At 55.6% G+C, this 20,593-nt stretch carries 21 protein-coding genes; 15 read left to right on the top strand and 6 right to left on the bottom strand.

Annotated elements, in window-relative coordinates:
* Positions 1 to 86 precede the first annotated feature (86 nt).
* A complete protein-coding gene (locus H627_RS0101885) occupies positions 87 to 1,046 on the top strand; it encodes a competence protein CoiA family protein (protein WP_027827557.1) in 960 nt (319 codons plus the stop codon).
* Here H627_RS0101885 and H627_RS16565 read toward each other — a convergent pair.
* Positions 1,041 to 1,661: a DsbA family protein gene (locus tag H627_RS16565; protein ID WP_051225090.1), complete on the bottom strand. Its 621-nt coding sequence runs from the start codon at positions 1,659 to 1,661 to the stop codon at positions 1,041 to 1,043. The two genes, H627_RS0101885 and H627_RS16565, sit on opposite strands and share 6 nt — an antisense overlap.
* 278 nt (positions 1,662 to 1,939) lie before the next feature.
* Between H627_RS16565 and yjbM the strand changes: the two genes are divergently transcribed.
* The 3 genes from yjbM to H627_RS16560 are packed head-to-tail and all read left to right on the top strand — an operon-like array spanning position 1,940 to position 4,324.
* Positions 1,940 to 2,623 (top strand): GTP diphosphokinase, encoded by a 684-nt coding sequence (yjbM, locus tag H627_RS0101875; protein WP_027827556.1) that lies wholly within the window; start codon positions 1,940 to 1,942, stop codon positions 2,621 to 2,623.
* Positions 2,604 to 3,428 carry an NAD kinase gene (locus H627_RS0101870; RefSeq protein ID WP_027827555.1) on the top strand — a complete coding sequence of 275 codons (825 nt, stop codon included), beginning with the start codon at positions 2,604 to 2,606 and terminating at the stop codon, positions 3,426 to 3,428. The genes yjbM and H627_RS0101870 overlap by 20 nt, the downstream gene beginning before the upstream one ends.
* Positions 3,425 to 4,324, top strand: coding sequence for an RluA family pseudouridine synthase (locus tag H627_RS16560; RefSeq protein ID WP_051225089.1), 900 nt, complete (start codon positions 3,425 to 3,427; stop codon positions 4,322 to 4,324). The genes H627_RS0101870 and H627_RS16560 overlap by 4 nt, the downstream gene beginning before the upstream one ends.
* Before the next feature lie 58 nt (positions 4,325 to 4,382).
* Here H627_RS16560 and H627_RS0101860 read toward each other — a convergent pair whose 3' ends face one another.
* From H627_RS0101860 to H627_RS0101850, 3 genes are all read right to left on the bottom strand, one after another.
* The gene (locus H627_RS0101860) at positions 4,383 to 5,027 is read right to left on the bottom strand and encodes a copper homeostasis protein CutC (RefSeq protein WP_226999154.1); all 645 of its coding nucleotides are present in this window, start codon (positions 5,025 to 5,027) and stop codon (positions 4,383 to 4,385) included.
* An 11-nt stretch (positions 5,028 to 5,038) separates the two neighbouring features.
* Positions 5,039 to 5,866 carry an undecaprenyl-diphosphate phosphatase gene (locus H627_RS0101855; protein ID WP_027827553.1) on the bottom strand — a complete coding sequence of 276 codons (828 nt, stop codon included), beginning with the start codon at positions 5,864 to 5,866 and terminating at the stop codon, positions 5,039 to 5,041.
* Between the two features lie 82 nt (positions 5,867 to 5,948).
* Entirely contained in the window at positions 5,949 to 6,977 is a 1,029-nt protein-coding gene (locus H627_RS0101850; protein ID WP_027827552.1) for a lactonase family protein, read from the bottom strand.
* A gap of 134 nt (positions 6,978 to 7,111) precedes the next feature.
* On the opposite strand from H627_RS0101850, the gene H627_RS0101845 reads away from it, so the two are divergent.
* Both H627_RS0101845 and H627_RS16555 read left to right on the top strand, forming a co-directional pair.
* A complete protein-coding gene (locus H627_RS0101845; RefSeq protein WP_027827551.1) occupies positions 7,112 to 7,501 on the top strand; it encodes a PTS glucitol/sorbitol transporter subunit IIA in 390 nt (129 codons plus the stop codon).
* Positions 7,502 to 7,529: 28 nt separating this feature from the next.
* Positions 7,530 to 8,786 (top strand): AI-2E family transporter, encoded by a 1,257-nt coding sequence (locus H627_RS16555; RefSeq protein ID WP_051225088.1) that lies wholly within the window; start codon positions 7,530 to 7,532, stop codon positions 8,784 to 8,786.
* A gap of 58 nt (positions 8,787 to 8,844) precedes the next feature.
* On the opposite strand, the gene rpsN is transcribed toward H627_RS16555, so the two are convergent.
* Together rpsN and H627_RS0101830 are read right to left on the bottom strand one after the other, a co-directional pair.
* Positions 8,845 to 9,114 (bottom strand): 30S ribosomal protein S14, encoded by a 270-nt coding sequence (gene rpsN / locus H627_RS0101835; RefSeq protein WP_027827550.1) that lies wholly within the window; start codon positions 9,112 to 9,114, stop codon positions 8,845 to 8,847.
* 119 nt (positions 9,115 to 9,233) lie between these two features.
* Positions 9,234 to 10,181, bottom strand: a complete 948-nt coding sequence (locus H627_RS0101830; RefSeq protein ID WP_027827549.1) for a magnesium transporter CorA family protein — start codon at positions 10,179 to 10,181, stop codon at positions 9,234 to 9,236.
* Between the two features lie 559 nt (positions 10,182 to 10,740).
* Here H627_RS0101830 and trmL point away from each other — a divergent pair.
* The 9 genes from trmL (at position 10,741) to H627_RS0101785 (ending at position 20,484) form a co-directional block, all read left to right on the top strand.
* Positions 10,741 to 11,250: a tRNA (uridine(34)/cytosine(34)/5-carboxymethylaminomethyluridine(34)-2'-O)-methyltransferase TrmL gene (gene trmL, locus H627_RS0101825; protein ID WP_027827548.1), complete on the top strand. Its 510-nt coding sequence runs from the start codon at positions 10,741 to 10,743 to the stop codon at positions 11,248 to 11,250.
* A 65-nt stretch (positions 11,251 to 11,315) separates the two neighbouring features.
* Positions 11,316 to 11,732: a DUF1149 family protein gene (locus tag H627_RS0101820; protein ID WP_027827547.1), complete on the top strand. Its 417-nt coding sequence runs from the start codon at positions 11,316 to 11,318 to the stop codon at positions 11,730 to 11,732.
* 107 nt (positions 11,733 to 11,839) lie between these two features.
* Positions 11,840 to 14,176, top strand: coding sequence for a DNA translocase FtsK (locus H627_RS0101815; RefSeq protein ID WP_027827546.1), 2,337 nt, complete (start codon positions 11,840 to 11,842; stop codon positions 14,174 to 14,176).
* A gap of 14 nt (positions 14,177 to 14,190) precedes the next feature.
* Complete coding sequence (gene yfmF, locus H627_RS0101810; protein WP_027827545.1) at positions 14,191 to 15,468, top strand: EF-P 5-aminopentanol modification-associated protein YfmF; 1,278 nt, start codon at positions 14,191 to 14,193, stop codon at positions 15,466 to 15,468.
* On the top strand, positions 15,458 to 16,759 hold the full coding sequence (gene yfmH / locus H627_RS16550; protein WP_051225087.1) for an EF-P 5-aminopentanol modification-associated protein YfmH: 1,302 nt from the start codon (positions 15,458 to 15,460) through the stop codon (positions 16,757 to 16,759). The genes yfmF and yfmH overlap by 11 nt, the downstream gene beginning before the upstream one ends.
* Positions 16,756 to 17,484: an elongation factor P 5-aminopentanone reductase gene (ymfI, locus tag H627_RS0101800; RefSeq protein ID WP_027827544.1), complete on the top strand. Its 729-nt coding sequence runs from the start codon at positions 16,756 to 16,758 to the stop codon at positions 17,482 to 17,484. Before yfmH ends, ymfI begins: the two co-directional genes overlap by 4 nt.
* 91 nt (positions 17,485 to 17,575) lie before the next feature.
* Positions 17,576 to 18,532: a helix-turn-helix domain-containing protein gene (locus H627_RS0101795; protein ID WP_027827543.1), complete on the top strand. Its 957-nt coding sequence runs from the start codon at positions 17,576 to 17,578 to the stop codon at positions 18,530 to 18,532.
* Positions 18,533 to 18,554: 22 nt separating this feature from the next.
* Positions 18,555 to 19,142, top strand: coding sequence for a CDP-diacylglycerol--glycerol-3-phosphate 3-phosphatidyltransferase (pgsA, locus tag H627_RS0101790; protein ID WP_027827542.1), 588 nt, complete (start codon positions 18,555 to 18,557; stop codon positions 19,140 to 19,142).
* 109 nt (positions 19,143 to 19,251) lie between these two features.
* Positions 19,252 to 20,484 (top strand): competence/damage-inducible protein A, encoded by a 1,233-nt coding sequence (locus H627_RS0101785; RefSeq protein WP_027827541.1) that lies wholly within the window; start codon positions 19,252 to 19,254, stop codon positions 20,482 to 20,484.
* Positions 20,485 to 20,593: the final 109 nt, after the last annotated feature.

The raw sequence follows: 20,593 nt of genomic DNA, 5'->3' as shown, positions 1-20,593 counted from the left end.
ATGGCCGGCAAGGGTAGTTAACTTGGCGGCTTTTTTTGTTGTCAGCGCCTCGGTTTGCGTAATGTAATGACGAGGAGGCGATCGTCGTGAAAGTTGCGTTGAATCAGCGCGGTCAGTTGCAAGTTGGGGCGGAAGCCAATCAGTATCCATGCCCGCCGTATACCTGCTGTGATTGCGGCCAAGCCGTCGTGCTGCGCCGTCGCCGGGAGAAATGGTATTTCAGCCACGTGCAGGGACGGCGCCCGCACATGCCGGAAAGCGAAGCACACCAAGCAGGCAAAGCGGCACTTACCCAGTGGCTGGCGGCCAGCGGGCTGGCGCCGGAGAATGAGCGGGTCATTTTAACGGGGGCGCAGCGGATCGATGTCTGTGTACCGAGTTTGATCTTGGCCGGCGAGTACCAGTGCAGCCCGTTGGCACTGACGGCCCTGCGGCAGCGGCATCAGGGCTACCAGATGGCCAACTGGCGGGATTGGTGGATCCTGGGAGAAAATTACGTCCCCCAGCAGCGCTGGCAGGCCCAGACCGCCCAGTTCTGCCAATACAGTCCGGCCCTAGGCTTTTATCTGTATCTGTTTCGCGCACCGTATCGCCAGTTAGAATTGTGGCATCATTTGACCCGGGCACCGCACAAAAGTCAGTGGATCGCTGGGGGCTGTGACCGCTTCGCCCTGACGGAAGACTGGGCGCATTTTCAGCGCTGGCATAACGCACCGCATCCCAGTCGGCCGTATTTGCCGCTAACCGTGGCGGCGTGGCGGGAGCACTTGGTCTGGCAGGGCCGGCGGCGGGATCCGCGGTATCAGCAGCTGCTTCAGCTGCTGTACACCCATGGCCGGCAAGTCAACGATGTTCCGGCGTGGTGTTTTCCGTTGACCCCGCTGCCGCCGGTATTCAGCGGTTCATTTTTCATTTGGGCCGTGCAGCACTGGCTGGGGATCACACCGGTGGTGCCGCGGCTGAACGCGCCCCTGCTCAGTATCGCGGCACAAAAAAAGTGGATCGATTTTCCGATCCACTGGCTGCATCAGCAGCAGGGTTTATAGTACGTGAAAATGCCGGCGCGACTGAATTTCCTTCGTGGTGTGCAAATCGCCGGCGTGGGAGAAGAGACCGCGGATGATGTTCTCATTCGTACACCCGGCCACGAGCAGGCCGGCATGATCGATATCTTTTGAATAGTCGAACAGCACCATGGACGGGGCAATCTCCACGCCCATTCGCGTGGCAGCGGCCAGGTCCTTTTCGTACCCGCTCTTGACGTAAGTGCTGTGCCGGTCTTCCCAAAACATGGCCGAATCGAGCCCGGCTTCACGCAGACCCTCTTCGATGAGGTCGGGGGTGTATTCCCGGTCGTGTTCGTTAATGGCGGATTGCATGAACAAGAGGAACTCCCGGGCCTTTTTCGTGCCCTGGAAGCTGGCCGCCTTGAAGTCCAGGGCGACCGAATAGGCGATCCGGTTGATCTCGTTTTGCGCCGCGAGATCCGCCGGGTCAATGTGTTTAAGCGCCATGTAGCGCTTGATTACTTTCAGATTAACTAACGGGATGAACGAGAAGTGTACGGTATCCGGGTAATCTTCAATGGCCTTGAGGGTGGAACGTTCCGCCGACAGACATTCGATGCCGATTGGATTGACAAATAAAAAAATCTCGAGCACGGGAATACCTCCAATTTTTAGAAGCACCATGGCAACAGCGATGTGAACCACGTGATTAACTAACTGAATCATACCGTATTTTTACGGGGAAGTGTTGCAATATGCTTTCGCGTTAATCAAGGTAAGGCGGTCCGCTAAGCCGGAGACTGGCTGCAAGCGCCAGTCCGGTCAAGCGGGCCGCCTTATTTCTGATGGATAAGCACCTAACTATGTTAAAATGACAAAGGTTGTGTGTCAACTGCGCGCGGCAGTCGGCACAGAGAAAGCAGGGACGTACGATGGACAGAGATTGGCCAACATTTTTGTTACCCTATGAGCAGGCCGTCAATGAGTTAAAAATCAAGCTCCGCGCACTGCGCAAGGAGTTTTTGGAAAAAGGGGAACACACCCCGATCGAGTTCGTCACGGGGCGGGTCAAGCCCGTGGCCAGTATCAAGGAAAAGATGCACCGGCGGGTGATCGACCCCGCTCTGCTGGAAGAAGATATGCAGGATATTGCCGGACTCCGGGTCCAGTGCCAGTTCGTGGAGGATATCTACGACGTCGTCGCCCTGATTCGCGAGCGCAGCGATATGCATGTGGTTGAGGAACGGGATTACGTCAAAAACGATAAGCCCAGCGGTTACCGCAGCTATCATGTTGTCATCGAGTATTCAGTGCAAATGGCCGAGGGAGAAAAGAAAATTCTCGCTGAGATCCAGATTCGGACACTCGCCATGAATTTCTGGGCGACGATCGAACATTCGCTGAGTTATAAGTACCCTAAGGCTTTTCCCGAAGAAATCAATGACCGCTTGAAGCGGGCCGCTGAGGCCGCGTTCATGCTGGATAAAGAAATGTCCGCGATCCGTGAAGAGATCCAGGATGCCCAGACGATGTATCGGCGGGGGCAACAATCGCCGGACGATCCCGAGGATCCGGACACAGGAGACGAAAACACCCATGAAGATCGCAATATTTAGTAACGATAAACAGAAATCCCGCATGTTCCGCCGCAAATTGATGCGGGAACTGCGCCGGTTGGATATTGTTGTCACGAATCAGGACCCGGACATTGTCATCACTGTGGGCGGCGATGGCACGCTGCTCAGCGCCTTTCACCGGTATGCCCACCAGATCGACCATATCCGCTTTATTGGCGTGCACACAGGCCACTTGGGCTTTTACACCGATTGGCGGGATTATGAACTGCCGGAGCTGGTGGAAGCCTTAGCCAACGACTCGGGCCAAAGTGTCAGCTATCCGTTGCTGGACGTGGTGATCCAGTATTTCGATCAGACGAAGGAACACTACATTGCGTTGAATGAATCGACGATTCGTCGGGTGAACAAGACGATGAAGACGGATGTCTATATTCGCAGCGAGCTGTTTGAGAGTTTCCGGGGCGACGGGCTCTGTATTTCGACGCCCACCGGGTCTACGGCGTATTCCAAGTCTTTGGGCGGCGCGGTGCTCCACCCACGGTTGGAGGCGTTGCAAATGGCCGAAATTGCCTCGATCAACAACCGTCTGTTCCGGACGTTGTCGTCGCCCATCGTGATTGCCCCGGATGAGGACATCACGCTGCGCCCGGACGCCCAGGAAGACTATATTTTGACCATTGATTCCTTCACCCACCGGGAACGGCCGATTTCCCAAGTGACCTTCCGGGTGGCCAAAGAACGGATCCACTTTGCCCGCTACCGCCACATGCACTTTTGGGATCGGGTGGAGGATGCGTTCATCGGCAGCAAGCAGGCCCATGGCAAACGGGGGCCCCAGGCGTGATTTTTAAATGGGTGGTCCCGGATCCCGCTCCGGCCACGGTGCAGAAGTTTTTGACCCACCGGGGTTTGTCCCGGGCGTTCATCGGCCGCACCAAGTTCAACGGTGGGGCCCTTTTTGTGAATAGCCGCCAGCGTAATTCCGATTATCCCGTTCATCCTGGCGACGTGATCCGGCTGATCGCCCCGCCGGAGCAGGGCGCGGATACCATTGTCCCGTCGGCTAAGCCGTTGCGGATATTGTATGAGGATCAAGATATTCTGGTGGTGAATAAACCGCCCTTTGTGGCATCGATCCCATCGCCCAACCATCATTTCGATACGATGGCCAATCGGGTCAAGGGTTATTTGCAGGCCCAGCATAACGAAAGCGACTCGGTCCATGTCGTGTCCCGCTTGGATCGGGACACCAGCGGGGTGATGCTGTTTGCCAAACACAGTCTGGCCCATAGTTTGCTGGACACCCAGTTGCAGGATAAGACGATGCAAAAGGAATATTTGGCCATCGTGAGCGGGGCGCTGGCTGTGCCCAGCGGCTTGATCGATCTGCCGATTCGGCGGGCGCCCAACAGCACCTACGAACGGATGGTGGGTGCGGGCGGCAAACCATCCCAGACCGCGTTTGCAGTGACGGCTTACAACACTGATGCCAGTGTGGTCACGGTGCGGCTGCTCACCGGCCGGACCCACCAGATTCGGGTCCACTTCGCCGCGCTGGGCCATCCTTTGGTGGGGGATGACGTTTACGGTCAGGTTAGTCCAGCGATTGCGCGCCAAGCGCTGCATGCCCACGTATTGCGGCTGATTCAGCCGTTGACGGGCGCGCCGCTGACCATCGTGGCGCCGCTGCCGCCGGATATTCAGAATTTGCGGGCGGCGATTTGCCGAACGAGTGAGTGAGGATATAAAAAGAGCGCCTGCTGGGTGATTCCTGGCAGACGCTCTTTCTGTTGACTGCTTAGATTGTGATCAGTTTCGTCCCGTGCAGCTGCTTAACATGCAGTGTCTCAGCAATTTGGTCCGCGTTCACCGCGGTGACGCCGCCGCCGGGCAGAATCGTCAAGCCGGCTGGGGCCGCTTTGATCGTTTCGGCTAAATGCGGCAGGGTGTTAGCGATCGGGGTCGTCAAAGGACCGCCGTGGGTCAAGACCCGGACGACGTCGTGGGCGGCCAACCAAGTGAGGGCCGTTGCCTGTTTTTCTTCGGGAATCGCATCGAAGGCCATGTGGAAGACCACGTCCATGCCCGCGGCCGCGGCGATCAGCTGTTCCATGGCATCGGTATCGATGTCCCCGGCTGGCGTCAGCGCACCGGTGACGATGGCGTCCGCGCCCAATTCTTGGGCACTGAAGACGTCTGCCTCCATGATCTTGATCTCGGTATCGTTATAAACGAAATCACCGCCCCGGGGCCGAATCATGACGGCCACGCTGCGCTGCTTTTCGTGAATGTAGCGGGTGGCCTCAGCCATCACGCCGCGGCTGACGGTGGTGCCGCCGACGGCCAGATTGTCGTTGAGTTCGATCCGATCCGCCCCCGCAGCCAACAAGGCGGGAATATGGGTAAAGTTTTCAACAGCCAGTTCTTTCAGAAATTGAGCCAACCTAATCTCTCCTATCCGTGCAAACCAAACCAAGCGATGACCAGCAAGCCGAGAACGATCCGGTACCAGCCGAAGCCTTGGAAGTCGTTTTTCTTAATGAAGTTGAGCAAGAAGCGGATTGCCACATAGGCAACGAGGAAGGACACGACGGTGCCGACCAGCAGGACCATGAGCTGATCCCCGGTGAACGTGTTGCCCTTCAAGATATACTTCGCCAGCTTCAAACCGGAAGCCCCGACCATCGTCGGAATCGCCAGGAAGAACGAGAACTCGGTGGCGACGTAGCGGGAGGCCCCGATGGTGATCCCGCCGAGGATCGTGGCGCCGGACCGGGACGTCCCAGGAACCAGACTCAGCAGCTGGAAGAACCCGATTTCTAAACCCGTCTTCGGACTGATCGCGTTCAGATCCGTCTCCCGGGGTGTGCGGTGGGCGTTCCAGCGTTCAATAACGATGAACAGGACCCCGTAAATGATCAAGGTGGCACTGATCACCGGCCACGTATTCAGATGGGCATCCATCCAGTCATTCAGCAATAAGCCAATGATCATGGACGGAATAACAGCCAGAATGACCTTGAACCAGAGCTTCCAGGTATCGTTTTTTTCCTGATGACTCTTCTTTGGCGAAAAAGGATTCAGCCGGTGGAAGTAGAGCACGACCACCGCCAGGATCGCGCCCAGTTGAATGACGACCATGAACATGGTAATAAAGGCTGGGGTCTCGTCGAGTTTGATGAATTCATTGGCCAGGTATAAGTGGCCGGTGGAACTGATGGGCAGAAATTCGGTAATTCCTTCGATAATGCCCAGCAGCACTGCTTTGAAAATATTCAGCACAAGAAAAATCCTCCTCGTTAGTACTTTGACGTTCTCAAGTATAACGTATGGAGGATTATGACTGTAGTGTTTTTACAGAAGCTTAGACAAACAGCACACAGGTGCTTTCCGGGGTATCAATATCTTTTTGAATCATGGTCAAAAAGCCGCTTTCCGGATCGCGGCGGTACAGAGTACCGTTATCGGAATCCTGGTTTACCGCCAGGACGTAACGGTCCGTCGGGTCTAGATTGAAGTCCCGGGGAATCCGGCCTTCGGTACTGATGCGCTGGATCAAGCTGATTTTGCGGCCGTCGGGGCTGATGCTGAAGACGGCGATGGAGTTGTGGCCGCGGTTAGAAGCATACAGGAACCGGCCGTCTTGGCTGACGCGGATGGCGGCGGAACCGTTGAACGCGGTCCAGTCGTCGGGAATCAAAGATTTTTCTTCCAGCTGGGTGAAACTGCCCTTGGCGGCGTCATAGGCTAAGACGATCACGGCGCTGCCGAGTTCGCCTAAGAGATAGGCGATCGGCGCACTGGGATGGAAAACAATGTGCCGGGGGCCAAAACCGGCGGGCGCCGTGAAGGTGGCGGCGTGGGTCAAGTGGCCGGACGCGCTGATGTCGAAGGTGTCGATTTGATCCATGCCGAGATCGCAGGCAACGAGCCGGTTATCGGGGGTCAGGATCGTCTCGTGGACATGGGCAGCTTCTTGTTCCGGTTTGGGGCCATGGCCTTCATGCTGGACAGTGTCCACTAACGCCAAGGTGCCATCGGCCGCGACACTGTATACCAGGACTTGGCCTTTATGGTAGTTAGCCGCGTAGAGCAGGGAGCGGCCGCCGTCGTAGAAGACATGGGCGGGGGACGAGCCGGGAGCCAGCACCGTATTGATCAGCCGGGGCGTATCACCGCTGAGGTCATAGCTGGCCACGCCGCCTTGACCGTCTTGACTGGTGATGGCAAAAAGACGCTGGTGTTTGCCATCCCAAGCAATGTAGGTGCTGCCGTTGTTTTTGATCAGCAGATGCGGCTGAGCGACCGTTTCTTTGTCAGTATCCAGAACCGTTTCATAAATGCCTTGGGATACGCGTTTTGTGTATCCGCCCAGGTAGATCTTCTCTTGCACGCGAATCGACTCCTTTAATTTCTAAGCTAAATCGATTATAACAGAGAAACCGGTCTCGGGACCGGCAGTCAGCCGGTGGGATTATGCTAAACTATAACTATGTGCTAACTATTGACAAAGGCAGGCAAAATGAGATGACAACAACACAGGCAACGGTGACGCAGATCGGTGAGCAGGCATTGGGCCATGCGGATCCGATCGTGGTATTGTTTGGCGAAGAAGCCACGACGGAGATTGCTGCCATTGCAGTGATCCAACGGTTTGCCGACCCGGCCCAGCAGCGCGCTTTGACTGTCGCTGTGGGTGACACGATCCAGGTCGGGGCGGCGGCCTACACGATCACCTACGTCGGCCGGGCGGCCCAGAATAATTTACGGTCTTTGGGTCATGTGGCGTTTGTGTTCAGCGATACGGCCCAGGGCGACCGGCTGCAAAACGGACTTTATTTGCATCCCATCGCTGATGCCCCGCGGTTCCCTGATTTTCAAGCGGGCACGACGATCAGCTATACGCATCACGTGTAAGTTCTATTAGGAAGAAAGGAGCCAGGCGATGGCAGCTAAACAATCGCAACCGAATCGGCGGTTTGACCGGTTCAATCAATCGTGGTTTTTCCGCTGGTTCGTGAATAACAAAGTCACCGCGGCACTGATCAATGTGCTGCTGGTGCTGATCGTGATTTTTGTTTTCACTAAAGTAAGCAGTATTTTTGACCCTGTCGGCAAAGTCTTCAATATTTTACTGCCGCCCGTTCTGCTGGCCGGCGTCCTGTATTACCTGATGGAACCGCCGGTATCCTTCATGCAGCGCAAGTGGCATATTCCCCGGGTCGTCTCCACGCTGCTTTTGTTTGTCGTGATCCTGGCTCTGGTGATTTGGGGACTGGTCTCCGTGATTCCGCTGATTCAATCCCAGATCACCCAGTTTCTGACGGCCTTTCCCGGGTATTGGAACGGACTGGAGAAATGGATCGGCGAGCTGCTTCAGGACTCCCGCTTCAGTCAGGTCACCCAGCAGGTGGAAAATGCGTTGAAGAATGTCTCCAGTTCGTGGATGTCCACGGTGCAAAGTGCGGCTGGGGCAACACTGCTGAATATTGGCGGGGCGGTGGGGACAATTACCAGCGTGGTGATGACCATCGTCACGGCCCCTTTCTTGCTGTTCTTCATGCTGAAGGACCCCAATGGGTTCCGCGAGGCTATGGTGCGGGTGGTGCCTCTGCGCTGGCAGGATCATTTGCGTCATATTTTGACTGAAATCAGTCAATCCATCAGTAATTACATCACCGGGCAGCTCACCGTCGCCTTCTGGGTCGGGGTGATGTTTGCCATCGGCTATACGGTCATCGGCCAGCGCTACGGCGTGACCCTGGCGATTCTGGCGGCTATCCTGAACCTCATTCCGTATCTGGGATCATTTTTGGCTATGATCCCCAGTTTGCTGGTGGCGGCGATGACGTCACCGCAAATGATCCTATGGGTGCTGGTGGTCTTTGCCATCGAGCAGACCATTGAGCAGCGGGTCGTTTCGCCGCTGGTCGTCGGCAGTAAGATGGATATGCATCCGGTGACGACTTTGCTGGTCCTATTGGGGGCTGGCGGGCTGTACGGTCTGCCGGGTGTCCTATTCGGGATTCCAGTCTATGCAATCATCAAGATCATCTGGGTGCGCATCTGGCACTGGTTCGTGTCGACGTCGTCGCTTTATGAAGAACAAGCGCAACTGCCGACTCCGGCAACCGCCCCCGCGGCAGCACCGGCCGATAAGCCGACATCGACAGCTCCGGAGCCGCCGGCCGATAAAAAATAGACAGCAAAAAATCCCAATCAAAGGCGACCGGCCAATGATTGGGATTTTTTTCAGCTGATTACCAGCTGGCTTTACGGACACCCGGAATTTCGCCTTTGTGGGCGAGTTCCCGGAAGTTGATCCGGCTCAGACCGAACTTACGGTAGTAAGCGTGCGGCCGGCCGTCAAGGCGATCGCGGTGATGGATCCGGACCGGCGACGCATTCCGCGGCAGCAGGGACAGCGCGGCATAGTTATGTTCTGCCTTCAGCTTAGCCCGCAGCGGCGCATACTTCGCGACGGTGGCCTCGATCTTTTGTTCCTTGAGGATCTTTGACTTTTTGGCCATACAATGGCCTCCCTTCAATTGAAAAATATGGATACTCGATTTAAGCGAACCACAAACAAGATTAGTATACCACGCCAGTAAAGGACTAACAATTAGTAAGTGCTCATATGAACACTTATTCAGAAAAGATGCTTGCGCCAAAAGTGAAATGCGACCAAAGCACCGATAATCAGCGATAACACAATCGCAATCACCCAGCTGACGCCCAAGTTGGCAATCGGCAGGGTCATGTTCATCCCGTAGAAGCTGAAGACCAGTGTCGGGATCGTCAACAGGATGGAGTAAACCGTAAGAAACTTCATGACGTTGTTCATGTTGTTATTGATCACCGAAGAGTAAGTGTCCATGGACTCCGTCAGGATGTTATTGCTGATCTGGGCCATCTCGATACTCTGCTGCACTTCGGTGAGGATGTCGTCGATGTATTCACCATCCACGTCGTTCAGTGGGAAATGGGGCGCCTTACGCAAAGCCTCCAGCGCCAGACGGTCGGTCCGCAGGGACATTAGGAAATAGACAAGACCGCGCTGGATTCGCATGAGACTGTAAAGATCTCGGTTGTGCATGTTCCGCTGCAACCGGTCTTCGGTGCGTTCCCGGCTCTTATTCATGTCCCGCAGATAGCGCTGATAGTTGGACACCACGTGGGCCAAAATACTGAGCACCGCATGGATCGGCTTGGTGGGATTCAAATGGCGCCGATTGTCGCTGAAGGAATCTAAAAAGGGCATATGCATATTCGAAATTGTAACAATGTGATTCTTCGTCAAAATAATACCCAGAGGAACAGTCCGATACACTGCGTTGGTATTGCTGCCATCTTTTTGCAGAATGGGGACGTCGAAAATAATCAGGGTCGCATCATCGTCCTCATTATATTCAGTCCGGGCATTCTCATCCTTATCCAGGCCATAGAAGACGAAGGATTCCGGCAGATCTGTTTTGCCTAACAGGGTGGCGATTTCCTCGGCACTGGGGTCGACGGCATTGATCCAGGTTTGGTTGGCGAAATGATCAGTGGGCACCACTTGGTGGTTGCGCCGATCGTACTCGTAGATTTTTAGCATGGTTTTGCTCACTTTCCATCGAATTAACTTGACTATAACCTGCTGAAAATAATTAGTCTAGACCTGTTGCAACCCCTTGGAGCAGGTGTTATTATATTGCCAATGACCTTTCCGCTTACTTTTCTCAGAAGTTTTTTTGATAAAAATAAACGAAAAGGACGTACTAGCGTATTGCCTTGCTGTGGTTGTCACCGAGGCGATGCGTTTTTTTGTTGTTTAGTATAGATAGGCGTGTTGTTAGCTGAGCCACAGTGTAGTGCCAATGCGAAGCAATCGGAGGCGGAATGGGCTCAGTGGTGGAAACAACACGGCGGCTTGCCGCCGATGTTGTTAGGCGTGTTTAAGACCGCGGTCCTCAGCGGGCTTAAACCGCCGTCACCACTAGCTACGCCTTCGGCTTCGCACTTGCTGCGCGTCGCCAGCCCATTCCGCCGGAGATTGCGTAGCTTTGGCACGGCAGTGTACGGGAACATCCTTTAGCGTTACTAGCATTACGTGAAAAGTTCCGCCGACCGCTGTATGCTAGTACACATGACTGAATATGAAAGAAGGACCTTCCTTGACGAACCATATTGTACTTTATGAACCCCTGATGCCGGCAAACACCGGGAATATTGCCCGGACGTGTGCGGCGACTGGGGCGACTTTGGATTTGATTTATCCTCTGGGCTTTGAACTAAGCGACCGGAACATGAAGCGGGCGGGGCTGGATTATTGGGATAATGTGAATCTGGTGGAACATGATGATTTAGATGCGTTCATGGCGACCTTGCCGGATACCCAGCATCTTTATTTGATCACTAAATTCTCGGATCTCGTGTATACCGACCAAGACTTCAGCGATACCGATGCGGATCACTATTTCATGTTCGGCAAGGAAACCACGGGCCTGCCTAAGGACTTCATGGACAAGTACCACGATCGCTGCCTGCGGATTCCCATGACGGATAAAGTGCGGGCACTGAATCTGGCCAATTCGGTGGCCATCGTGATTTACGAAGCAGTCCGGCAGCAGCACTTCACGGGGTTGGAAGAACATCATGTTTATCCCCACGATAAGTGGAAGTAGGTTGCGAGGTTGGCAAAAAATTGCCATACTAAAGAGAGTGCAATCTGAAACTTTGGAGGATAATCATGGAGACTAAAAAATTCCCAATCATCGTGAATTCGTTCCATTATGATTTATTGCAAAAAGACGATCAAGCCAGCCAGGACGTGCAAGTGGCCATGCGGACAGTCCAACCCAACGACGACCGGTTGAAGGGGACGGAGAAGGACGGTAATTTCTTTGAAATTATGGTGCCCTTCGATGTGACTGTGGAGAACAACGGCTTCCGCATCTCCGGGTCCATCAGCCGGGTGGTCCAAGTGCTGAACTACTTTGGTGAAGCCAGCGATTTGCCGCCGGAAGAGCTGGAGAAGCTGTCCCGGCCGTTAGTGGAGTACATTGAAACCTTGACTTATCAGGTGACTTCGGTGGCTTTGAACGAGGGCGTTTCTTTGAACTTCCAAGCCTCTGGCGAACCGGAAACGAAAGACGATGCCAAGTAAGGCCCATTAAGGTAGAAAGCAGACGGAACCGTTTGGTTTTGCCTGCTTTTTTAACTTATAATGGGGAACAGGTTTTCAGACCGAGAATACAGTAGAAGGAGTACACCATGGCTAAGCGCAGAGCAGCCCGGACAACCAAAAAACGACCAACGACCAGCCGGCCGCGCACCAGTAAAAAACAGCCGATTCCCACAATGAATGTGGTGGGGTTTGTTTTTCTGTTGCTGGCGGTACTGGCTCTTTTTCGGCTGGGCTTCATCGGCGTTTTCATGGCGAATATCCTGCGCCTGCTGGTGGGGGATACTTACATGATCGCCGCTTTTCTGCTGGGTTTTTGCGGCTTCACGTTGATGGCCAACGGTGAACTGCCGCACATTGCGTTGAGCAAGCTGGGCGGGCTGGCACTGACCTATGGCGGCAGTCTGCTCTTTGTAGCGGCCCTGTATTTTGGCCAGGCGGACGTGCACAGCCGGTTCCTGCAATATTTGTGGATGATCTTGCGTGAAGAATTCGTGCGGGCGACGATTACCGAAAGTGTGGGCGGCGGCATGGTCGGGACTGTGCTCTATACAGGCACGTATTTCCTAGTGTCGCAGGTCGGCACGTATATCCTGGCGACTTTGTTCATGCTGGCCGGGGCGATGATTTTCTTTGGTATTCCCTTTGCCAAGGTGGCCCACGTCGCGCAAGCTGTGGAATCCGGCGGCGCGGCCATGAGCCGGGCGGCGCGGCACCATACCGTGTCGTTCTGGCAGGCATTGGCTGATCGTTTTCTCAATGATGCTGGTCCGCGGCCGGCAAAGAACCCGGCTCCGGCAGAAAAACCGGCTCCGGCGGCACCTGAAGAAACAGCTCCCCCAGCCCCGGCGAAGCCTAAACCGGCGGCCCAGAATGATTTTGTTATTGATACGCCGCCTGCGCCCACTTCGGCGGCACCGGTGCCGGAGCCGCCCAAAGATGAACCCAAGGACCTGCCTTTAGGAGACACTCAGGTGGCTGAAGATTACGAGCTGCCGCCCACCAGTCTGCTCACCGCGATTCCGCCGACGGATCAGAGCGCGGAGGTGGCAACGATCAATACCAATAAGAATAAGCTGGAAGAGACTTTAGCCAGTTTCGGCGTGCATGCGGCAGTAAAAAAGGCTAGCTTAGGCCCGGCGATTACGAAGTATGAAGTCCAACCGGCGGCTGGTGTGAAGGTGTCCCGGATCGTCAATTTGACCGACGACCTAGCCCTGGCCTTGGCCGCTAAGGATATTCGGATGGAAGCGCCGATTCCTGGGAAGCCTTACGTCGGCATTGAAGTACCCAACCAGCAAGTCTCCACGGTTTCCTTCCGGGATGTTGCGGAGCATCTGCCGGCTGACCGGAAACATCTGCTGCGGGTACCGCTGGGGAAAGATGTCACGGGTAAAGTGATCAGCGCTAATTTGGCAAAAATGCCCCATTTACTGATCGCCGGATCTACCGGCAGCGGGAAATCGGTCATGATCAATACGATGATCACCAGCCTGCTGATGCGGACCCGACCGGATCAAGTGAAACTGCTGCTGATCGATCCCAAGATGGTGGAATTGAACGTTTATAACGGCGTTCCCCATCTGCTGATCCCAGTCGTCACCGAGGCCAAGAAGGCAGCCGGAGCGTTAAACAAAGTCGTGGCCGAAATGGAACGGCGCTATGAGCTTTTTGCACATGCCAGTTTGCGCAACATGGATGAATACAATGCCAAGGCCGAAGAATTTAACCAGACCGATGCAGGCAAAAAGACGCCGATGCCAGTTCTGCCGTATATTGTCGTGATCGTGGACGAATTGTCCGATCTGATGATGGTCGCCGGCAATGAAGTGGAAAATGCCATCGTCCGGTTGGCCCAAATGGCCCGGGCGGCGGGGATCCACATGATTATTGCCACCCAGCGGCCTTCCGTGGATGTTATCACGGGGCTGATCAAAGCCAATATTCCGTCGCGGATTGCCTTCGCAGTATCCAGCGGGATCGATTCCCGCACGATTTTGGATCAAGTTGGGGCGGAAAAGCTCCTCGGCCGAGGCGATATGCTTTTTCTGCCCATGGGCGCCAGCAAACCAGTCCGGGTCCAGGGGGCTTATATTTCCTCAGACGATGTGGAAAAAGTGGTGGCCTTCGTGGCGGAGCAGCAGCCGGCTGAATACGATGAGTCCATGGAGCCGACGGACGACGACATTAATGGTCTGGGCGGTGATCAGGGTAAAGACAGTGAAGACGAATATTTCAATGACGCTGTCACGATGTTGAAAGATCAGGATACAGCGAGTGTATCCATGCTCCAGCGGCGGTTCCGGATCGGTTATAACCGGGCGGCGCGGTTGATGGATGAATTGGAAGCCCACGGAGTCGTGAGCGGACCGGACGGGTCTAAACCCCGGAAGGTACTCAATAAGACCGGCCAAGCGGCCGATTAGAAAGCAGACGGTGTATGGCTTTTTCACAACGATTAAAGTCTGGGGTGCGGCTGACGGTCGTCCCTAGCAAGAAGTTCAAAACAGTGGCGGCCACGGTCAATTTTATTGCCCCGCTGCAACTAGAAACGCTGACGCCTCGGCAGTTGATCGTTAATCTGTGGCCGGTGGCGAACGCTCAATATCCGGATCCGACTGCGCTCACTGTTGCACTGCAGGATCTGTACGGCGCGTCGCTGCGCACAGGCGTCGATCGGGAAGGGGCACTCAGCATTGCCACTTGCCAGCTGCAATTTCTAAGCGATGCGGTCCTGCCCAAGGGAGAATCCATTTTGGGCCCAGCTTTGGCGTTGCTGCAGGCCATTACGCTGCACCCGCTGCTCAGTACGGCGGGATATGCAGCGCCTTTCTTCACGCCGGAACAGGATAATCTGCGCCATGAGCTGCAGAGCGTCACAGATAGTGCTGACAATAAGGCTGTTTTGACTGCCCAGGCCCAGTATTTCCAGCATGCGCCGGAACAAGCGGCGGTGCTTGGGGGGACAGCGGCGACCATTGAAGCGGCCACGGCCGAAAACTTGGCGGCGTATTGGCAGCAGATGGTCAGTCAGGATGAAATTGAAATCATCGTGACCGGCGATGTGGATCCAGCGGCGGTACTGAGCCAGGTGGCCGCGTGGCCGCTGGCGGCCCGGCCGGCGGTAACCACGCCGCTGCAATGGACGGGGCAGGTACCGGCTTTTCGTCAGTGGCAAACGATGGAGAATTTTCAGCAAAGCCAATATGTGGCCTTGTATCATCTGCCGGTCACGTATTACGGGCCGACCTATTTCCAATATATGGTGACCGATGCCTTGTTCGGCGGCTCAGCGAATTCGCTATTGTTTGCCGCGGTCCGCGAGCAGGCCAGTTTGGCTTATTATGCTGGGACGGAACTGGATGCCCAGACGGGGGCCACCCTGCTGCAAGCCGGCATCGATCCGGGGACTGCGCCGCAAGTGCGCCAAATCGTGGCAGACACCCTGCAGTGGATGCAAACCGGCCAGTTTACCGCAGCCCGGCTGTATAGTGTGCAGGAAGAGCTGATTGCTAATCGGTTGGGCGAGAGTGATCGCCAGAGCGATGTGAACAGCCGCCTGATTTTGCAATACCGCCTCCCGGCGGCTGATATGCGTACAGCGGCCTTTGTCCGCCAGGTGCGGGCGGTGACGCCGGCAGCGGTGCAGGCGTGTGCCCAGCACTACGTCTTGGTTGTGGATTATTTACAGGAAGGGGTGGCCCAGGATGGCGAATGACTTTCCACCATTGCCGGAGCAAGTGCGCCAAGCCGTGCTGCCCAACGGCCTGACCGTCGTGGGAATTGAAAAACCCGGTTTTGTCCGGCATTACGCCCAGCTCACCGTATTTTTCGGCAGTGCGAGTGCCCGCCGGTTGACGGGGGCCAACCCGGGCGCGTCATTACCCGCCGGGGTGGCCCATTTCTTGGAGCATAAAATGTTTGATAAGGGCGACCACGATGCTGCCGACGCGTTTGCGGCTCGGGGGGCGGATGTCAATGCGTTCACGACCCGGAACGTGACCAATTATTATTGTTCCGGTTTGGCTCACCTGCAAGAAAACGTTCAGGATTTGCTGAACTTTGTCCTGACGCCGTATTTTACGGCGGCCACGGTGGCTAAAGAACAGGGCATTATTTCCCAGGAAATACAAATGTATCGGGATGATCCGGATTATGGGCCGCAGCAGACGGTCTGGGACCATCTCTTTCCCGCCAGTGTGATTGCCGAGGATGTGGCGGGTTCCCGCCAAAGTATTGCCGGCATCACCCCAGAATTATTGACGGCGGCGTACCAGACGTTTTATCGGCCGAACAATATGCAGCTGGTTGTGGTGGGGGACTTCAACTTCGATACACTGCTGACCCAGCTGACGATTCCCGCTGCTGCTGCTTCAGCTGGCCCGATTCCCCGCAGTGCAGTGGCCACGGCGCCGGTGATCACGGCCCCCCGGCTGCTGCGGGCACCCTTAAGCCTGCCGGAGGCTTGGGTCGGGGTGCGGCTGCCGGCTTTGCCGGATCCGACCCAACGCTTGCGGGTATCACTGCAGCTGGATCTGCTGCTGAGCGGGTTATTATTGGAATCCGCGCCGGACTTTTTGCGCCTGTATCAAAGCGGCTTAATTGATGATTCATTCTTAGTTGACGCGGAACTGCACAGCAACTTTGGCGTCTTAACCGTCGGCGGGAAGACCCCGGCGCCAGCGACCCTGGCGCAGTCCTTGAAAGAAATTTTGACCCCAGCCCACGCCCGGGCGGCACTGACCCCGGCGGCCTTTACTCGGCTGCAGCGTGAACTGATTGGGCGCAATATTACCGGGTTCGACCATTTCGGCTGGTTGGGTGCTCAGCTGGTGGACGCCGCGGATACTCGGGCGGCCGATCGGCGGGTGGTTTATCCGCTGCCGAAACTGGCCGCGATCATCGCCAGTTTGCGGTATACCGATGTGCTGGCCTTAGCGGACGAGTTGTTTCAACCGGCCGCAATGACCACCGTGCTGGTTTCGCCAGACGAGGAGGCCGCCGGATGAAACGCGTTTTGCTTTGCGGCGCCACAGGGGCCATTGGCCAAGCAGCCGCCAGAGCTTTAGCGGCGGTTGGCTGGTCCCTTTACTTGCAGGGCTGGCAGCACATGACTCGGGTGGCTGACCTGATCCGGGAATTAACGGTACGTTATCCCGGCCAAGAGTTTTTACCCGTTCAATTGGATTTCACCAACCCCACTGTGGTGGATCAGCTGCGCCCAGCACTCTTTGGTGTTGATGCCGTGGTCTTTAGCCAGGGTGTCACGGATTATGAATTATTTGCGGACACGCCGGCAGCGCAGCTCGACCGGCTGTGGCAAATCAATGTCCGCACACCGCTGCTGATCACCCAAGCACTACAGGAAAAATTAGCACAAACCGGCCATGGCCGTGTGATATACTTAGGGTCTGTTTATGGTGGACACGGCAGTCCAATGGAAGCCGTGTATAGTATGACTAAAGGGGCGTTGTCTGCGTTTGCTCAGGCCTATTCCCGCGAAGTGGCATCCTTGGGGATCACGGTGAATGTTATTGCCCCCGGAGCGGTGGATACCCCGATGAACGCGGCGATGCTGGCTGGCGGGGCGAAGGCCGCGTTGACGGATGAGATCCCCGCCGGCCGCATGGCCCAGCCCCAGGATGTTGCATACTGGCTGCAGGTGCTGCTGGCGCCGGAAGCCCAATATTTAACGGGTCAGACGATTTACGTCACCGGCGGCTGGCTGGTATAGACCAGCGGGCCTTAAGACTTTCTTTCATTGGTGTCGTTGGCGGCCTATGATATACTGTTTTTGAATAATACCTAGTAGGTGAATATAGAATATGGATGAAGTTGGTAAAAAGTTGCGGGAGGCCCGTATTGATAAGGGCTATACCATTGATGACCTGCAACAGATTACAAAAATACAAAAACGCTATTTGATCGCCATTGAGGAAGGTAATTTTGATGCCTTGCCCGGTGACTTTTACGTACGCGCGTTTATCAAACAGTATGCCGAGACTGTCGGCCTGGATGGTCAGAAATTATTAGACCAATATTCTGACGAGCTGCCCCAGTCGGCGTCAACGACCGCTGCCGCTGAGGAAGAAGAACAGCAGCCGACCGACAAGCGCCGGGAAGCCCGGCCGCTGCTTGGGGCGTCTACAGTGACTGCCCGGGCGAAGAATTACTTGCCGCAGATCATCATTGTTGCTGTTGTGACGATCATTATCATTATTCTGAGTTACTTCACGTGGCGGGGAACCCAGGGCAACAAACGGGCTATTCCCAGTACTGAAGCCACTTCCAGTGAAGTAGCCAAGTCCAGCAGCAAGGAGACCAGCAGCTCAGCTAAGAGCAGCAGTGCCAAGTCATCCAGTAAGAAGAAGGAAAGCAGCAAGAAGGAATTGAAGATCACTGCGGCCGGCGTCAGCGGGTCCCAGATGAACTATACGGTGACTGACTTGCCGGATTCCGGCAACAAGATCACGGTGGCGGCATCGACGCAAGCCGTTTGGCTGGCCGTTTCCTTCGGTAATGTCCAGAGCTGGCAGGGAACACTGCAGGCCGGCGCGGACCATACCGTGGAGGTTCCCAGCGGCACGCAAAGCATTCAGATCCGCACAGGGAATGCCACTTACACCACCGCTAAGCTGAATGATCAGACGATTGATATGAATCAAGCGGGTGTGACCAGTATTGTGCGGACGGCGAATCTGACCATCAGCGGCGCAGCCGCAGCCAGCAGTGATCAAAGCGGCGCGGCCAGTTCCAGCAGCAGTGATGCGGGTCAGGATTGATTGTGCAGGGGGAGAAAAATAAATGAACTTACCCAATAAGTTAACGGTCTTTCGGATCATTTTGATCCCGGTCTTCATCCTATTGCTGGCTGTGCCTTGGAACATGGGCAGCGTCGTCCTGCTGGGAACCGGTATTTCGACGACTTACCTAATTGCCGCCATTGTCTTCATTGTCGCGTCATTGACAGATTTGCTGGACGGACGTATTGCCCGGGGCCAGCACTTGGTCACCAACTTTGGTAAATTTGCTGATCCGTTGGCGGACAAGATGCTGGTCATGACGGCGTTCATCTTCTTGGTGGAATTGGGCAAGGCCCCGGCGTGGGTCGTCGCCATTATTGTTTGCCGGGAGTTGGCTGTCACGGGCTTGCGGCTCTTGATCGTTGAGCAGAACGGTACCGTTATGGCGGCCGCTTGGCCCGGCAAAATCAAGACCAACACCCAGATGTTTGCCATCATCTTCTTATTGCTGAACAATATCGGCTTCAGCAACTGGCACATTCCCTTTGGCGAGATCCTCCTGTATATCTGCCTGTTCTTCACGATTTACTCGGGGGCGGAGTACTTTATCAAGGGCAAGGATGCCTTTAAGGACGCCAGCAAGGAATAGATTTTTTCAGTCGTGAGCCCCGATGACCATTTTCTGGTTGTTGGGGCTTGCTTCGTTTATTTGACACCAGATTGCGTAATGTAATGATGTGGGGAAAGGAAGGACAACAATGCAAGCAGAGATCATCGCGGTCGGTACAGAAATGCTGTTGGGAGAAATCACCGATACCAACAGCCCGTATTTAGCCCGGCAGCTGGCTCAATTGGGCATCGATATTTATTATCAGGAAACGGTGGGGGACAATCCCCAGCGAATCACGGCTTTGCTGCAACAGGCCAGCCAGCGCAGCGACTTGGTCATTCTCAGCGGCGGTTTAGGCCCGACCGCCGATGATGTGACGAAACGTACGGTAGCGGAGTTTCTGCATCAGCCGCTGGTGACTAACGCTCAGGCCAAGGAAAAATTAACGGCCACGGCAGCCCGGCTGCAGCATGCATTAACCCCGAACAACCTGGTTCAGGCCCAATTACCGGCCGGCGGCGAGCCGCTGCCGAACCGGACCGGGCTCGCGGTGGGCAGTTGGAATGTCATGCAGGGGACGATTTACGTGACGCTGCCCGGCCCGCCCCAAGAGTTCAAACCGATGGTCAGCGAGCAGCTGATCCCCCGGCTGGCCCAGCATACGCATAAGGTGTTGGCGTCGACCATGCTGCGCTTTTATGGGCTGACGGAATCAGTGATCGCGACTAAGCTGGCACCGCTGATCGATGCCCAGACGAATCCGACGATCGCCATTTATTACCAATTTCCAGATATTGCCGTGCGGGTCACCGCTCAAGCGGCGGACCATGCCGCGGCGGAACAGCTGGTGGCGCCGGTGGCCGCCCAGGTGAAGGACTTGCTGGGCGATGCCTATTACGGTACTGGCGAACACGGCTCGTTGGCCCAGGTCGTGGGGCAGCAGCTGATTACGCGGCATTTGACGATCACGGCGGCGGAGAGCCTGACGGCGGGCGAATTCCAGGCGTCACTGGGGACCGTCTCCGGTATTTCTGCCGTCTTTCCCGGCGGTTTTGTCACCTATGCCCCGGCTCAAAAAACAGCGATGATCGGCGTGCCGGCAGCCACGATTAAGCAGTACGGAGTGGTCAGCCGGGAAACGGCGGCGGCGATGGCTGGGGGTGCCCGGGCTAAAGTCGGTACTGATTACGCCCTGGGCTTCACCGGCGTGGCCGGACCCGATACCTTGGAAGGACAGCCGGCCGGCACAGTATTCATCGGTTTGGCCGGGCCCCAGGGCACCACGGTGCAGGAGTTCCATTTGCTGGGCAGCCGTAATGAAGTCCGCGCCCGGGCCGTGGCTTGGGGATTCAAGATGCTGCAGAACGCCTTAAAAAATTAAATTTGAACGTTCGTTCGCTTTTTTGTTGTGTTTTGCCGGGCAATCCGATAAACTATATAAGACGCATAAAGTGAACGAAAACGAGCAACCTAATTGAGGAGGGACGCTT

It is taken from the genome of Schleiferilactobacillus harbinensis DSM 16991, assembly GCF_000425885.1.
Taxonomy (GTDB): Bacteria; Bacillota; Bacilli; order Lactobacillales; family Lactobacillaceae; genus Schleiferilactobacillus; species Schleiferilactobacillus harbinensis.
The sequence above is the reverse complement of the archived record's forward strand: the minus strand, read 5'-3'. Positions and strand labels throughout refer to the sequence as shown.